At 54.1% G+C, this 16,564-nt stretch carries 13 protein-coding genes; 6 read left to right on the top strand and 7 right to left on the bottom strand.

The genetic code is table 11. The annotated features are described in order from the left end of the window. Positions 1-12 precede the first annotated feature (12 nt). The 3 genes from coaD to CMO10_RS04050 all read right to left on the bottom strand — a co-directional run bounded on the left by coaD (position 13) and on the right by CMO10_RS04050 (position 4,537). Positions 13-540, bottom strand: a complete 528-nt coding sequence (coaD, locus tag CMO10_RS04060; protein ID WP_044826656.1) for a pantetheine-phosphate adenylyltransferase — start codon at positions 538-540, stop codon at positions 13-15. A gap of 11 nt (positions 541-551) precedes the next feature. After that, positions 552-3,362 (bottom strand): DNA gyrase subunit A, encoded by a 2,811-nt coding sequence (gyrA, locus tag CMO10_RS04055; RefSeq protein WP_297018988.1) that lies wholly within the window; start codon positions 3,360-3,362, stop codon positions 552-554. Between the two features lie 203 nt (positions 3,363-3,565). Then, positions 3,566-4,537 carry a DMT family transporter gene (locus tag CMO10_RS04050; protein WP_297018987.1) on the bottom strand — a complete coding sequence of 324 codons (972 nt, stop codon included), beginning with the start codon at positions 4,535-4,537 and terminating at the stop codon, positions 3,566-3,568. A gap of 307 nt (positions 4,538-4,844) precedes the next feature. Here CMO10_RS04050 and CMO10_RS04045 point away from each other — a divergent pair, with 307 nt between their 5' ends. Continuing rightward, on the top strand, positions 4,845-5,093 hold the full coding sequence (locus CMO10_RS04045) for a hypothetical protein (protein WP_297018986.1): 249 nt from the start codon (positions 4,845-4,847) through the stop codon (positions 5,091-5,093). Positions 5,094-5,117: 24 nt separating this feature from the next. On the opposite strand, the gene CMO10_RS04040 is transcribed toward CMO10_RS04045, so the two are convergent. Continuing rightward, positions 5,118-5,963, bottom strand: coding sequence for a DUF547 domain-containing protein (locus CMO10_RS04040; protein WP_297018985.1), 846 nt, complete (start codon positions 5,961-5,963; stop codon positions 5,118-5,120). A 272-nt stretch (positions 5,964-6,235) separates the two neighbouring features. Here CMO10_RS04040 and CMO10_RS04035 point away from each other — a divergent pair, with 272 nt between their 5' ends. After that, entirely contained in the window at positions 6,236-7,003 is a 768-nt protein-coding gene (locus tag CMO10_RS04035) for a putative metalloprotease CJM1_0395 family protein (RefSeq protein WP_297018984.1), read from the top strand. 156 nt (positions 7,004-7,159) lie between these two features. Here the strand turns inward: CMO10_RS04035 and pyrC are convergent, their stop codons facing one another. Further along, a complete protein-coding gene (pyrC, locus tag CMO10_RS04030) occupies positions 7,160-8,203 on the bottom strand; it encodes a dihydroorotase (RefSeq protein ID WP_297018983.1) in 1,044 nt (347 codons plus the stop codon). Between the two features lie 169 nt (positions 8,204-8,372). Here pyrC and CMO10_RS04025 point away from each other — a divergent pair, with 169 nt between their 5' ends. After that, positions 8,373-8,996, top strand: a complete 624-nt coding sequence (locus tag CMO10_RS04025) for a hypothetical protein (RefSeq protein WP_297018982.1) — start codon at positions 8,373-8,375, stop codon at positions 8,994-8,996. Between the two features lie 138 nt (positions 8,997-9,134). Here CMO10_RS04025 and CMO10_RS04020 read toward each other — a convergent pair whose 3' ends face one another. Together CMO10_RS04020 and CMO10_RS04015 are read right to left on the bottom strand one after the other, a co-directional pair. Next, positions 9,135-10,151, bottom strand: a complete 1,017-nt coding sequence (locus tag CMO10_RS04020) for a serine hydrolase domain-containing protein (RefSeq protein WP_297018981.1) — start codon at positions 10,149-10,151, stop codon at positions 9,135-9,137. A gap of 163 nt (positions 10,152-10,314) precedes the next feature. Then, positions 10,315-12,495, bottom strand: a complete 2,181-nt coding sequence (locus CMO10_RS04015) for an O-linked N-acetylglucosamine transferase family protein (RefSeq protein WP_297018980.1) — start codon at positions 12,493-12,495, stop codon at positions 10,315-10,317. Positions 12,496-12,937: 442 nt separating this feature from the next. On the opposite strand from CMO10_RS04015, the gene CMO10_RS04010 reads away from it, so the two are divergent. The 3 genes from CMO10_RS04010 (at position 12,938) to CMO10_RS04000 (ending at position 16,335) form a co-directional block, all read left to right on the top strand. After that, positions 12,938-13,870 (top strand): helix-turn-helix transcriptional regulator, encoded by a 933-nt coding sequence (locus CMO10_RS04010; protein ID WP_297018979.1) that lies wholly within the window; start codon positions 12,938-12,940, stop codon positions 13,868-13,870. A 99-nt stretch (positions 13,871-13,969) separates the two neighbouring features. Then, the gene (locus CMO10_RS04005) at positions 13,970-15,700 is read left to right on the top strand and encodes a hypothetical protein (RefSeq protein WP_297018978.1); all 1,731 of its coding nucleotides are present in this window, start codon (positions 13,970-13,972) and stop codon (positions 15,698-15,700) included. A 47-nt stretch (positions 15,701-15,747) separates the two neighbouring features. Then, positions 15,748-16,335: a hypothetical protein gene (locus CMO10_RS04000; protein ID WP_297018977.1), complete on the top strand. Its 588-nt coding sequence runs from the start codon at positions 15,748-15,750 to the stop codon at positions 16,333-16,335. Positions 16,336-16,564: the final 229 nt, after the last annotated feature.

Raw genomic sequence — 16,564 nt, 5'->3', positions numbered from 1 at the left:
GCATGGCCTGCGTTATTCCTTTTCTTCTGCCAGCTTTTCGTGCAGGCGTTTAAGCACGTTCGCGGGCACAAATTCAGTGACATCCCCGCCCAGACGGGCGATTTCCTTCACAAAGCGCGAAGAAACAAACTGCTGTTTGTCAGACGCCATCAAAAACACGGTTTCAACTTCCGGCGACAGCCGGGCGTTCATCCCGGCCATCTGGAATTCATATTCAAAGTCCGATACGGCGCGCAGGCCACGGATAATGGTGCTTGATCCGTTTTCCTGCGCAAACTGCATCAGAAGCGAAGAAAATGGCTTTACTGAGGTACGGGCGGCAACTTCACCGCCCGCAGCCTTGAGCGCACCTTCAACCAGTGCGCAGCGTTCCTCGACCCCGAACATCGGGCCTTTGCCGGCATTGATCGCAACACCGACAATCAGCTGATCGACGATCCGGGTCGCCCGACGAATAATGTCCATATGCCCCTGGGTTACCGGGTCAAAGGTGCCCGGATAAATCCCGATACGCGATACGGTAGAAGACGTTTCAGTCATCAGACTTTCCGTTATTCGTCGCGGTCCGCTTCATCAGATGCCGATGCCTCAGCAACATCTTCATCAGATGCCTCTGCGGCCGGGTCGGCGTTTTCAACGGCACCTTCGGCACCCTCGATCACACCTTCCTCGCCATCGATGATCTCATCATCTTCATCGCCAAGGTTTGACAGACGTTCGACTGCGACGACCTGTTCGTCCTCGGCCGTACGGAACAGCGTCACACCCTGCGTCTTGCGCCCGGCAATACGGATGTCATGGGTCGGCATACGGATGACCTTGCCACCATTGGTGACCATCATCAGCTCGTCGCCTTCTTCGATGACAAACGATGCGGCAACCTGACCATTACGTTCAGACATCTCGATATTGGCAAAGCCCTGACCGCCACGCCCCGTCACACGATATTCATAGGCAGACGTACGCTTGCCATAACCGTTTTCAGTGACCGAGAGGATCAACTGATCACCATCATAGATTTCCTGATAACGCTCAGAGGTCAGAATTTCGAGCGGCAGGCTGTCTTCGGTGACTTCCTCGCGGCGCAGTTTGCCTGCGATCGAGAGGTATTCGTCACGCTCTTCCATGGTGACATGGTTGCCAAACAGTACCGACATCGCAATGACGTCGTCCTTATCGGCCAGACGGATACCACGCACACCGACCGAGTTACGGCCGGTAAAGACGCGCACGTCACTGACACGGAAACGAATGCACTTGCCCTGACGGGTTGTCAGAAGAATGTCGTCATCATCGGTACAGGTCTGAACCGCAATCAGCTTGTCGCCACGCTCTTCTTCAAGCTTCATGGCAATCTTGCCGTTTGATTTCACATTCACGAAATCAGCAAGGCTGTTACGACGCACGTTACCGGTCGAGGTGGCAAACATCACATGCAGGTTCGGCCATTCTTCCTCATCGGGAAGCGGCAGCACGGTTGTGATATATTCACCTTCAGACAGCGGCAACAGGTTCACAAGCGCCTTGCCGCGTGATTGCGGCGTGCCCATCGGCAGACGCCAGACCTTCATTTTGTAGACCATACCTTCGGAGCTGAAGAACAGAACCGGGGTGTGGGTGTTGGCAACAAACAGCTTGGAAACGAAATCTTCCTCGCGGGTTGCCATGCCCGAACGGCCCTTGCCACCGCGACGCTGTGCGCGATAGGTCGACAACGGAACACGCTGGATATAGCCGCTGTGCGACACGGTCACGACCATGTCTTCGCGGGCAATCAGATCTTCGATGTCATGCTCGAATTCTGCTTCCTGAATTTCGCTGCGACGCGGGTCGGCGAATTCATTGCGCATTTCGCTCAGTTCGTCCTTCAGAATCGTAAGCTTGCGCTCTCGCGAGGCAAGGATATCAAGGAAGTCCTTGATCTTCTCACCCAACTCGGTCAATTCGGCCGCGATCTTGTCACGTTCCAGACCGGTCAGGCGATGCAGGCGGAGTTCAAGGATCGCACGCGCCTGCGCTTCGGACAGGCGATACATGCCATCAGATGAACCAACCTGGTTCGGATCCGCAATCAGTTCGATCAGCGGAACGATATCGCCCGCCGCCCAATCGCGTTCCATCAGCTGTTCACGTGCAACGGTCGGATCGGCTGCGTTGCGGATCAGCTTGATGACTTCGTCGATGTTGGAAACCGCAATACCCAGACCAACCACGACATGGGCACGATCACGTGCCTTTTTCAAAAGGTGGATGGTACGGCGGGTAATGACTTCTTCGCGGAACTCGACAAAAGCCTGAATGATGTCTTTCAGGTTCATCAGTTCCGGCTTGCCGCGGTTAAGGGCCAGCATGTTGACACCAAACGAGGTCTGAAGCGCTGTGAAACGGAACAGCTGGTTCAGGACAACGTCGGAATTGGCATCACGCTTGAGCTCGATCACCATGCGGACACCCGAACGGTCGGACTCGTCACGCAGATCGGAAATGCCTTCAAGCTTCTTGTCACGGACCAGTTCGGCGATCTTTTCCATCAGGGTGGCCTTGTTCACCTGATAGGGAACTTCGGTCACAATGATGGCTTCGCGGTTGGCACGGATTTCCTCGACATGGGTGCGTGCCCGCATGACGACAGAACCACGACCGGTCTTGAAGGCCGAATGGATGCCGGAACGGCCGAGAATAAGCGCACCGGTCGGGAAGTCCGGACCGTGAACGTATTCCATCAGGCCTTCGACGGAAATATTGGGATCATCGACATAGGCCATGCAGCCATCAATGACTTCGCCAAGGTTATGCGGCGGAATGTTGGTCGCCATACCGACCGCAATACCACCGGCACCATTGACCAGCATGTTCGGGAAACGCGCCGGGATAACAGACGGTTCCTTGGTGGTCTCGTCATAGTTATCGCGAAAATCAATCGTATCCTTGTCGATATCATCAAGCAGGAAGTGCGCGGATTTCGCCATGCGTGCTTCGGTGTAACGCATGGCGGCGGCTTTATCGCCATCCATGGACCCGAAGTTCCCCTGCCCGTCAATCAGCGGCAGGCGCATGGAGAAGTTCTGCGCCATACGGACCATTGCGTCGTAAATCGCGCTGTCGCCGTGCGGGTGATATTTACCCATCACATCCCCGACCACACGGGCCGATTTGCGGAACGGTTTGTTATATTCAAACCCGTTCTCGTGCATGGCGTACAGGATACGACGATGTACCGGTTTCAAGCCGTCTCGGACGTCAGGCAGTGCGCGGCTCACGATCACGCTCATCGCGTAATCAAGGTAGCTCCGACGCATTTCTTGTTCGATGGAAACCGGGAAGATATCGCGGTTCTCAGGATTGGTCTCTTCGGTAGACAAAGGCCGTGACCTCTTAAACGCTTGATCAGAAATGATTCAATCGGCGTGACATGCCCCTGTTTTCAGGCACATGCCGGACCAGAAAGCCGGAAAGTATCAGGTTTGTCGCGCACAAACAATATTGACAAATCCTATCCTTCACGGTTGGGCGAGAAAGTTCGAAATTTATCGCGAATTCAGGGATTTCCGAGCCCCGAAAACCGTCATTTTTGTGCTGATTTTTCGCTTTCGGAAACTTCCATCACCGGCGCTATCGGGTCGGCCTTTGTTGCTGCCGCCTCGGTACTTGCCGATTTGCGCCCGAAACGCATCTGCGATGCGGCAATCCCGCCCAAAATAATCGCAAGTGCAAGCAATGCATTTGGCTGGGGCACCTCGCCCAGGACAAAGAAGCTGATCAAAACGCCGACGGCAGGCACCAGATAGTTGTTAAACACAAGGAAGCTGGCGCCTGCCATCGCAATAATCTGCAGGATCAGGAACATGGCAATACCGGTCGGGAACATGCCGAGATACATGATCGAAAGTGCCCCTTCGAGATCCCAGTCCATCGTCCAGGGCTGATCAATGATCAGGGTAAAGGGCATCAGCATCAATGTTGCAAATGTCAGGATGACAGCGGTTGATCCGATGCGCGGCTGATCACGCAGATTACGCGCAACAAGGGATGAGATCGCATAGCCAATGGCGGCAACCAGAATGGCCAACTGGAACAGGAATTCGCCCCCGAGCCCCGAAAGCGTTTCCGGCCCGACCAGAACAACCACCCCGATCGTGCCCAGAACAATCCCGATAACCTTTCCGGTCGAAAGCTTTTCATCATGGGTAAAGAAGTGTGCGAGCACGACGGTGGTGAGCGGCACGGTCGACATCAGGATCGCAGCCAGACCGGCATCGACCTTGGTCTCGCCAAAGCTGATCAAAAAGAACGGAATGGCATTGCCGATCAGCGCGATCATAAAGGTCGATATCCAGGCGCGCTTCCCCTTGGGCAGTTCGGATTTGCGAATAGCCGCAAGGCACCACAGCACAAGTGCGGCAAAGGCCAGACGCCCGCTTGCGACCACCAGCGGCGAATAGGCATGCACACCAATCTTGATGAAGGTGAACGAACTCCCCCACATCAGCGCCAGCAGCACAAGCAGCACATATTCGCGTATTCCCGGACGTTTCATTTTGTCAGCCTATTTTTGCCATACTTGTTGGGCCTCATCGTCTGTACGAAAAGACCAGTTCTCTGCGTTAAAACCCAGAAGGTTTTTATGCAAGCAAATAGAGTTTACGCCGTTTTATCCGGACACCCCGAACGGAAATTGCCATGTATCGCAGTTTGCGAAAATCTCGCACAAATGCCCCTGTCTTAAGGCAGATCAAAGCGTTACAGGGTGGAAAATGAAAAAAGTCACCATCGACATAGAATAGTTGTTGCGAATGAATGTCAATTGCATTACATTGCGTACAACAAAAAAACCGGGATATGAGATGATGAGTTATGTTGATCAGGAATTGACGGTCGAAGACATGCTTGCCGACCCGATCGTTCAGACATTAATGCGCTATGATGGCGTTTCTGCCAGTGACGTCCGTCACACCATTGACCAGGTAAATCAGAATCGCCCGGAAAATGCGGTTGATGATCTGGTGAGCACCACTTGGGCAACCAGCCCTGACGCGGCAGCACCGACCACACAGGTCGCAGTTCACCCCCGCCTGCACGATACAGCTGCCTGAACGCAGCACCTGCTTGTTTGGGTGTTACCGCGCGTTCAGCGCCCAGTCATACTCATAATCGGCGATATCAAGTTCCGTGGTATCGCCCAGAATGGCCGCCAGTTTCGGCCCGGCAAACGCCCTCAGATGCGCGATAAAATCCGCATCACTTTTCCTGAAATCATCCCGATACCAGTCATAGAGGCTTGAAAGCACAAGCCCGCCATCTGCGCCCACGCGCACCGCACGCGAATGGTTGATAAAGCCTTTTGCTGCCTGATCAAGCTGGTCATCAAGCTTGCTTGCTTCATACGCCTTGAGCGCCAGCGCCGGACAACCGATCGACGCGCAGTTCACCGCATAATGAATGCGCGCATCACGCCAGATCGGGCGCAGGATGCGGTGCTCGATATCATCAAGGCTAAGTGTTCTGCCCTCGACCATGATCAGCTTCTTGCCCCATGGGCCGGATGAAAACAGCCCGGGCGAGATATCGATATCGCGGATGCTATCCACCGGATAATGATCCAGAACCACTTTGACGGTCAGCGCATTATATAGATTCACCCAATAGGCAAACTGCTGATCGCGGTTAAGCTGATCGACCGTGACCTTGGTCATGGCCTCAACATACGCGTTCACCTTGGCAGCCCCACCATCCTGACTTGCCGACGCATAGTCAAAGCTGGTCACACCGGGTTCTTGTACCGTCACGTAACGATCCAGCAGCACTTGCCAGGCATCATGATCAATCTCAAGCGTACTTTGCGGATCATGCGCCTGCCAGTCTGGCCATAAGTCGGCCTCCGGCGCTGCCAGTGCTGGGTGCCGCGGCACAAGCGTCCCCACAGCCATCAGAAAAAGGGATAAAACAACAATCGGCGCACGCATGATTAACAAACCATCTAAAACATTTGCGCCCACCTTACCCGCCATGCGCCAAACCACCGCATCAAACCGCCGTGATCAGGCCTGTGAACGCCCTGCCATCCCCTTGATCTGCTTATGTACATTTAACCCAGAGTTGGGCTATAATGACCGCCATGATACAGGCAGGTGCAATACAGGTTATCCCCGGAAGTGGTGGGCAACTTGGCCAGATTATAGCCACACGCGCCCTGCCCGGCTCCGGGAGCCAACCGCCGACCAACGGGTCGGGCGGAATGGCTGCGTCTGCGCCGCAAACATTGCCGGCCGCCGTGGCGCTGGTTCCGCTTTCAAGCACGCTTTCCGCTCAACAAGCCCCCGCAAACCCGCCCAGTTCGCGAAGTGAACCTGCGACGTCACCGCAAACAGCGGGCAGCACAGGTGCGGGTGAACAAGCGCCACCACAACCGCCACCACAACCGGCACAAACCGCACCGATCAACAGTGCGGCATCTGTGGTCACCATCATCCAGCAGCTTGATCCGCGCGACATCAATGGCGGCGCGCCGGAAGAACCGGAAACCCAAAGCCCGACACAGCGTCAGCAGCAAGAACGCGAAGCCACCCCTGAAAGCGCGCGTCAGCCGACATCCAACCCGGCCCTTCTGACCGCAACCGAACGCGAAATCGTCCAGGAACTGCGCGCCCGTGACGCCACTGTCCGAACAGAGGAAGAAAGCCATCAGGCCCTTGCCGGTGCCAATGCCGGCATGATCAGCTATAGCTACACCGCAGGCCCGGACGGACGACTTTATGCCACCGGCGGCAAAGTCAGCATCCGCCCCATTCAGGGCCTTGATGGTGTAGCCGCCATCGCCAATCAGGCCGCCATTTCCCGCGCGGCTTCCGTGCCCGGAAGTTCGGCCGCTGATTACAATGTCGCCAAGGGCGCATCGATGAACATCTCGGCCATGATTTCAGCACAAGCTTACGCAGCCGCAGAAAGCTACCGCATGACGCTGGGCCTTAATGCAGCACCCGGCACTGTCGATCTGAGCGGCTAGGCAGATCCCACCCCGTCATTCCCGCGCAGGCGGAAATCCATTATCGGCCACGGCATAAAGATTCCGGCCCAACACCATGCGCCGTCCGGAATGACGAACACCCACGAAAAAAGCGGCCCCGATGGAGCCGCTTTTGCTTTGTCTTCGAATATCCGCTTACGCGTAATGCCAGAACACATCAAAGCCCGGATTAAACACCGTCACAGGCCCTTCGCCGGTTTCGATTTTTTCGGCGAATTTCGCCGGCTCGCTGCGCTTTTCCAACGTGATCTGATCACCATTAAGCGGCAGGCCGTAATATTGCGGCCCATGCAAGGAGGCGAAGCCTTCAAGCTTATCAAGCGCCCCTTCTTCCTCAAACACGTGGGCCAGAAGCTGCACAGTGTTATTGGCGGTAAAGATACCGGCACAACCGCACGGGCTTTCCTTGCGCTCGTCAGTGTGCGGCGCTGAATCGGTACCCAGGAAGAAGCGCGCATCACCGGATGTTGCCGCCGCACGCAGCGCCAAACGATGCTTTTCACGCTTGGCGACCGGCAGGCAATACATATGCGGATGAATGCCGCCAACCAGAATGGCATTACGGTTAATGATCAGATGGTGCGTCGTGATCGTCGCACCCAAATTCTTGTCATTGGCTTTGACATATTCCACGCCGTCTTCGGTCGTGATGTGCTCCATCACCACCCGCAGTTCCGGCAGACGCTTGCGCAACGGATCAAGAACCCGGTCGATAAACACCGCCTCACGATCAAAGATATCAATGTCCGCATCGGTCACTTCGCCATGCACACAAAGCGGAATGCCAAGCTCTGCCATACGCTCAAGCGCCGGCATCGCATTATCGAAATTGCGCACGCCACTATCAGAGTTCGTGGTGGCCCCTGCCGGATAAAGCTTCAATGCTGTGATCACCCCGGCCTTGTAGCCTTCCTCGATATCATCGGGATTGCTGCCCTCGGTCAGATAGAGCGTCATCAGCGGCGTAAAATCATGGCCCGACGGGATGGCGGCCGTAATCCGGTCGCGATAGGCCACGGCATCAGCCGTCTTGACCACTGGCGGCACCAGATTGGGCATGATGATCGCACGGGCAAAATGCTCGGATGTCTCGCCAATCACACCTTTCAACATCTCGCCGTCACGCAGATGCAAATGCCAGTCATCGGGACGGCGAAGAGTAATGCGGTTGGTCGACATGCGGCGATCTCCTGGCAAGCAATGAACCCGTTTGGGAAATATGGAGCGTTACCTAGCAGATTGGCGTGGAATTGGGAATGTAAACTCTTAGAATTATCGCCTTCCGCTGTCCATTCTAGACTATGTCATTTAATCTAGTGCCTTATTTCCTGACTGAATGGAGCAAACGTTGGCAGACACAAATTTAAACGCAGCAGCTCTTATCTTAACAGGATTTGTAACGGGCACAGTCCTAGGAACCACTATTGTTTTGGAGTTTGGTGACTACATGCCTACAGGCTTTCCATTCTCACCGTCTGAACGCCTGCAATGGGAAACACTTCTTGCTGGCTTTGCAGCACTCGTCGGTGGATATCTTGCTTATCGCTCCACAATGCTACCGTTAAAGCATCGCCAGAGACAAAAATCGAACAAGCTAGCAATGCAAACATTGTCCAAGCACTACGATGCTTTTGGTTTTTACATCAGTCTCATAAGGAATAATCCGAACCCAGAAGAGGTCGAATTTGCTCTCAAAAAAACAAAAGAACATACGATAAAGAACATCCAAAATTTGCTTGGGCATATGCAAAAACTGGACTTAGACACTGATATTTACAGCGACAAAGCAGAGATGAATCGTGAAGTAGTAACTTATGCCCTCTCGGATGTACTGCGAGCAAAAGAAACAGAGAGATTTCTTCGGAAAATACGTGTCGCCGAACAGGCCAGTCGACGATTTATCAATTTGTTTGCCCCTGAGGAGTTTGAATTGGTCGAAACAGACACAAGCGACCGAACAAGTAATTCTTAGCCCATAAACGGCTTCGCTAGCTAACAAGTTAAGCGAGTTTTCCTACAACAACAAACCAACTTCAGAGAAAGGGGACAGACTCGTTTCCAGACCCAACCTGCGCACAACCTTGTTTTTACATGCTCTTTGTCGCCAGCCTCAGGCCAGCGAAAGCACCGGCCCCTCAAGCAGGTTCATCAGTTGCCCAAAATACCCGCCTGATCGTGCGGGCGAGGTTGGGTCGGAGGTGATGGCCACCGCCAGATTCTTTTCCGGGTGTGCCGCGATGATCTGGCCGCCATAGCCGCGGGCGATAATAAAGCCGCTGCGGCTCAGGAACCAGCCATAGCCATAAGCAAGCCCCGAATAAGGGGATCGGGTGTGGGCCTGGGTTGATTGGTCGATCCAGTCGGCCTGGATGATCTGATCACCATCGAACCGGCCCTGGTCGCGCATGAGCGCCCCGATGCGCAACATTCCGCGCGGGGTCAGCGCCATCTCGTTCCCGCCGAAATAATAGCCCTGCGGATCCTGTGTCCAAGCCGGAATTTGAATACCAAGCGGCTCACCAAGGGCAGCGCGCGCCTGTTCCAGCAGGCTTTTCCCCGTCGCAACCGTCAGCACCGCACCAAGGATATGCGTGGTGCCGGTGGAATAGATCATACGCCCGCCGGGGCTTGCGACCATCGGTCGGCGCAGCGCAAAGGAAACCCAGTTATCGGAATTGACCCAAGCGCCGTAGTTACGCCCTGATGTACCCTCAAGCCCCGCCCTGAGCGTTACCAGATCTTCGATGGTCAGATCTTCGACACCGGGGGTGGCGTTCGACGGAATGATGGACGGCGCGATTTCGCCGATGGTGGCTTTGACCGAGGGGATCGCACCTTCTGCGATCGCGTTGCCCGTCAGCAGACCGATGATGCTTTTAGAGCAGGACTTGATGTTCGCAACCCGATCCAGCCCCGGCCCGCGCGGTGCCTCAGCCACAATGACCTCATCACCGCGCTGAACCATGATTGCATGAAGCTGGGACATGTCGGCAATTTTCGACCGGATGTCGCTTGGTGTTTGCGCAAAGGCCCGACCCGCAAAGGGAACAGCTGCAGCGCCCAAAAGGGTCGCTGAGAAGGCACGGCGGGTCAGCATCGTAACGGGTCTGTCGCTGGGCATATCCATCAATCTTTCAAAGTCGGGATCATCTGCGTGCTCAATCTATTTGCAGTCCCTATAACAACGGGCTGCAACGCATAACGTTCCGGCCCATCGTGCCGGAAGATCAATCCCTTATCTGGAAGTAATTCGTCAGGAATGTGACATCAGATCACAATAGATCCTGCCCCTAAACACTCACTGCAATATCCGAGAGTTCTTCACCGGCCAGTCTTTGCGCAAAGGCACGCTCCAGCCCCTGTTCAAATCCGCGCGTGTAGCCCTCGGTATCAAAGAGCGGCTTGGTCTCGCGATTGGCGGCAAGCTTGGTGCGAAGGTCTGCCAGCATGTCGGGGGTTTGCGCGAGTTTGAGGATGAGTTCTTCATAGGCCTCTGGCGTTTCGGTGATCAGCTCCGGCAGACCGATAGCCGATAGCAGGCTGGCGGCAACGCGCGCAGCGAACTGTTTACCCGCCAGCGTGACCACCGGCAATCCGGCCCAAAGCGCGTCGCTTGCGGTCGTGTGGGCGTTGACATTGAAGGTATCGATAAACAGATCGGCGTGGCGCAGGCGCGCGAGATGTTCGGATTGCGGCATGTAACCGGCAAAGATCAGGCGATCACCCGAAATACCGTGCTTTTCTGCAGCCGCGCGCAGATTGGCCTTGGCCCCATCATCATTGCACCAAAGCCAGAGCACACTGCCTTCGACCTTTGCCATCACGCGCATCCAGATGGCGAATTCCTGCGGCATCATTTTGTAATTGTTGTTCAGACAACAGAAAACAAAACCGTCTTCGGGCAGGTCCAGTTCGGCACGCGTCATCGATCTGGTCGAAATTTCGCGCGTGTTGTCGTTGGGCTGATAGCAATCGGGAAGATAAATGATCTTCTCATGATAACCGCCACGCTGTTCGGACGGAACAACCACCGGGTCGGCAACGATATAATCGATGAAATCTGCCCCCAGTGTGCCGGGATAGCCAAGATAGCTGATCTGAAGCGGCGCCATGCGCCCGGTAAATGGCTCCAGCCGGGCATCGCGGGTATAGCCCTTGAGATCAATCGCGATATCAAGGTTTTGCTCGCGGGCAAACTGCGTCAGATCGCCATCGGACATGTCCTGCACATCAAAGAACTGATCAACATTTTCAAGCACCTGATCACGGTTCGCATCGGTTTTGCTTTTGCCATAGCTGAACACGAAGATTTCGAACTTTGACCGGTCATGATGGCGCAAGATGCCCGCCATCAGGAACATGGTCGCATGATCATGAAAATCGGCCGAGAAATAGCCAAGCCGGATTTTGCGCCCGTCGGCAGGGATTGGTGCAATCGTCGAAATCGGGGCGGCTGGCGAGAATTGGTTTTGTGCCCAGTTGCGCGCGCGCTCAAGCTGGTGCGCCGGATGATCTTCAAACGGCAGCAGCGGGAATGGCACCGCCGCCTCCCCCGTCACGCCAAGCTGATCAGCGTATTGATCAAACAGCTCACACGCCCGCCAGTCGCATAGTTGGCTTTGTTGACGCAGTTGCTCGACAATTGCCGGGACGTAGCCGGGCTTGGCCGCCAAGGCCCGTTGGTAAGCCTCAATCGCTTCGGGCGCGGATTTAAGTGCTGCCATGGTTTGGCCAAGGCCGTACCAGGCCTCCGCCAATTTTGGCTGCAGCTTGAGCGTCTTGAAATATTGCTGTTTGGCATCCTCAAGCAATTCGCGCTCACGCAACGTATTGGCAAGATTATAGTGCGCATCGACATAGTCTGCCTTGCGCGCAATCGCGTTCAGATAGCAGCCTTGGGCTTCTTCAAGCTTGCCTGCAGCTTTAACGATATTGCCAAGATTGTTGTGCGCCTCCGGGAATTCAGGCGAAGCGGCAATTACCGCGCGATAGCATTCTTCTGCCTCAGCCAGCTTGCCCAGACGTTCGAGAATGACACCAAGGTTGCTTCTGGCTGCAACCATGTTGGGCTGCAGACGCACAACCTGACGCAAGGCCTGCTCGGCATCGTTAAGCAGGTTGAGGTTGCTGCTCACAGCCGCGCGGAAGTTCCACAGCTTGGCGGAATTGCCATATTGGCCCAAAAGCTGCCCGGTCATGGCATGCACGTCTTGCAGGCGACCGGCCTGATAGGCTTGCGAAAGCTTGGCAAACACCTCGGCTGGCGGCTCGCCAGCGGCAGCAGCGCCGACCTTCGCCCCCGCTACGGGTTTGACCGGACCACTGAGCTCAGCCATGGCGGTTTTGACGCGTTCATTTTTGGGGTAATCGGCAAGGATGGCTTCGTAAAGTGCACGTGCCTCGGCCATTTCACCTTTGCGCATATGCGCCTTCGCGCGCTTCATTGCCTGATCAACTTTGAGCTTCGCCATACGTCCCCGAACCTTGATATTTTTGGGCAGTCTAGATGATAAACCGCCAAAGGCAACCGGGGCGCGGCAAAAAGGCCATCAAAAGACATTAAAGTCAGACATTTCCGCAGGAACCGTTCCGCCCTCCTTTTTCCCTGACTTTCCCCGCGGACGCAAACGAACGCTCCTCTATCGCATGTCCATTTTGCTATTTTTGCCTTTTGTGGGAACTGTTTGCGCGTTCCTGTCACTTACTGTGAGTACGGCCGCATTCGGGCTTGGTCGCCTCATATGCAACAGATTGGGATATGTGGCGCAACGCTTGAGTGCGACGGAAGTCACGTCGGAGCGCTCATGACATCAATCCCAGAACAAACCTGTACGGCTTTGCCTCGCCCAAAAAGGAAATCGCCTTGATACGGCTCCTGCAAGAAATTGAAGAATAAAGAAAATTCGGCATGGAATGAAAAATCACACGCGAATTTCCCACGACAGCGAGCATCTGGTTTTCAAAGTACCCGGAACGCGCGGCTATGTCAGTCGTTCAGCCTTGGCCAACGCCTTGACGATTTACCGTGCTGAACTCAAAGCGCTTGAAGACTGCCACATCACCGTCTGCCCCCCGCACGATGAACCAAGCGTTGTTTTCAGCAAGTGTCTTGTTGGCGAAGCGGTTCTGAACATACCGCAACAGCAAGAAATGTCTCAAAATCCGGACATCGCTCTGATAAAGCGTGTTGATCAGATCAAAACAACCTACAGCCTGCAAAAGGGTGAAACCATCCGCTATGCGGCGGTGATGCTCCCTGCCCGTTTTTTGGCCGAACAAATTGGTCAAAATGTTCCGTCGTTTCTGGATCCGCTTGTTTCAACACGGCACAACATTTGTCATGTGCATGTAGCGCCCTCAAACCGGAAAATTCACAATCTTGCGATGCAGCTTTTCACAGCGAAGACGACCAACCCTGCCCAGAACCTGCTAGCGAATGGTTTGGCGTCGCTTTTTATCGCCGAAATTTTTGCAATTCTGTACGGGAAAGATCAGACAAAGCCTGACGCAGAACGTGAATGGGAAACACATGTTTTCGCTGATCTAAAGGCGTTTATTGATTGCAACCTTGGAAGCCCGTTGTCCCGGGCACTTCTGGCCACAAAGTTTGATATTTCCGAAAGCAACCTGAACCGGCTGTTTGTGAAACACACAGACCAGAGCTACGGCGATTATGTGCGTGAAAAACGGATGGAAGCCGCACATCTGGCATTAAAAGATACAACGATGTCGGTCAGCCAAATCGCGCAAAGTGTCGGCTACAATCACCTCAGCAACTTCAGCCGTGCGTACCGTAAACGTTACGGTGAAATCCCTTCCCGCGCCGTACAGCGTTCACGTTCATAAGGTATTACATTAGTTTTTGATGACTTTTCGGGAACCCAAAGCCCCCTTTGGTTACTTATCAATAAGCGCAAGTTGCCCGGAGCTAGTCCAGGTGTGCTGTTGAAGGTTAATCAGAAAGAGAGTGGCTATCCGATGAATCCGACACCGATATCCAACAACTCCGCGATTAATGCCGCCCGGACGATCCCGCAGGACAATGTCGCCCCCAACGTTCATCAGGAAGATCCATCTGTACAGAATGACCGGCCACAAAATGCCGGGGGTCCAGTTATTGCACAACGCCCGCGCGGCGTCGCACAGAACGATATCTCACAACGTTTGATGACGTTTGAAACGCTGTCGGAAAAGCTAGGAAACTATCAGCCTAAAGAAGACATCAAAATTGGCGGGCTGACACTCTACCGCCGAAGCAGTGAATTCAAGGCGATGTCCAGTGCCCTGCAGCAATATCACGTAGCACTCAGAAATGCGCCCAGCGACAATCGTCAAGAGCAGTTTATGAGCCTGCGCAACCAGCTTGCCGACATTCGTGAAAGTGCAGACGCCTATATCGCCAAGCACGAAAAGAACACGTCAAAGCAGGAAAATGTTTCTGCGATGCGTGAAATCGTCAACCAGATCGCCAGTGAATTCGGGCTACTGCAATCCATCGAGAATGACCTTAATCGCGTCGGTGATAACACCCAGCAAGGTGTTGAGATCAATGACATGCTTCAAGCAAAGCGATTTGGTCTTTCCCTTGCAGACTGCAACTTCACGGCACTGAACGACAACAACATTGATCCGTCCGGCGTAAACGAAGAATTTGGCAAGGGTGCGATGAACACCGTTGCCAAACTGACCTACAATGATGGTGAAACACGCATATTCAAAGCGTTGTCGACTGTCCCCGAAGTTGAGGAAGGGCTCGCCAGTTCGGTTCATGCCCGTTTCGAGCTACCGCGCTTTGCCGCACGTAATCTCGCAGCCTCCGCAATTGATCAGGCGTTGGGGCTGAACGTGCTGTGCAAAGTTGAGGTTGGCACACATAACGGCCAAGTGGGCCTGATGATGGAAGAAGCCACTGGCGTGCATGCCATGAAAACCGAAAAGCAGGAAGTCGATGACGAAGACTGGAACCGGTTACTCGGCCAAAAGGCATTGATGGAAGCCGACGACTGGAAGATGATTCTGGAATCACAGGGCTTTACATTCGACGAAAACGGCAACGTTGCGCTTAATGAAAACGACAAGCCATTTGTCGTGAAAAAGCTTTCGAACAATGTCATTGACGCGTTTGACGCCCCCATGACGAACAATCAGCAGGCCGATCTTCAACGTCAGCTCTGTGATTTGCAGCTTCTGGACTGCATTGCCGGGCAACTTGATCGCCACGCTGGCAACTACATGGTGAGCCTGAAAGACGACGGGGTAAAACTTGTTGGCATTGATAACGACGCGGCGTTCGGACATAACAGCGATGCCCTGCTTGGAGCCCGCAGCCTGAGACGGCAGCACAGCCGCGGTGAGCCCGTACTCCTTGACAAACAAACGTTCGACACTCTCAGCGGTATCGATTTCAACCGGGATATTGCGCCTGGACTGGGCGGCCGGCTTGACGCGCAGCAAATAGACGCCACGCGCGCTCGTTTCGAAACGGTTCTTGAGCGTATCGGTAACCTTGACCCTGATTTTATTGTCGAGGATTGGGCGCAATGGCGTAGCCCGAATGGCGAAACAGCAGGCGCGTATCTTGAGGCACGCGGTGAAGACGCCTCCTATTGGGCGCGGGACATTGCAAGTGCGCGAGACGAAGCAAATGCACTTGATGAGCAGGCGCGTTCAGCATGATAAACTCACAGAACACCACCCCGCCAGAGGCCCTTGGAAACGACTCAATGCTCACCGCGCTGGAGGAGGCTTTTATTGAATGCCGCGCCATAGGCCTTCGGTGCCCGGCCGTACCACACGCGTTTGTCGACAAGCTCAGAAGCGTTGGAAAGTTCGGCTTTTGCAGCCTTGACTACGATCCAGCATCAGATCTTCCGACATTCCTGAACAAGGTCGGATCATCGTCACACCGCGATGGTGTATGTTTCGCTTTGCAATCGGGGGGGTTTGCGTCCAACCGACTGATTTATCAATTATCTGTCGGGCAAGTTCATATGTGGCTGCGCCTTGAGTTCGGGAACATCAACAATGACATCGAAGCCGAACGACTGGCTGTGAACCAGACATTTCTCCGACTTGAAGAAAAGCTCAGCCAACTTCTCGATTATGCAGAAAGTGGACAGACAGAATCGTCACCGCACATTGTTGTTGCTTACGCCCCAGGCGATAGAATTGATCATCTCTTATTGTCATATGATGGGATATTCAACGACAGTCTCGAAAGCCCGAGTGATAAACCTGTCTTCAACAGCTCTCGGAAAATCACCGAATTTCTTCCGCCCAAAAGAGCTGTTTTCCACCACAATCCGGCCTGAAATCGCACTTTCAAGTTGAAGGCGCCGTACTCCCATCCCGTACGAAAATGATAAATTCTCCAAAAATGATAAAACTTAAACATTCACTTACAGTGACTTCTGGTGATAGCCTCTTCCCTGTTCAAATTAAAATGATCAAAAAATAAGCACACGTAAAAATACGGTGCGTATTGGTTGGGGTAGCCATAGCCCTCTTGGGGCGATACTGGCATTCGGGCAGACACTGGTG

It is taken from the genome of Thalassospira sp. (genome assembly GCF_002709775.1).
Classification (GTDB): Bacteria; Pseudomonadota; Alphaproteobacteria; order Rhodospirillales; family Thalassospiraceae; genus Thalassospira.
Note: the sequence above shows the minus strand (reverse complement) of the source record. Positions and strands in the feature narration are given on the sequence as shown.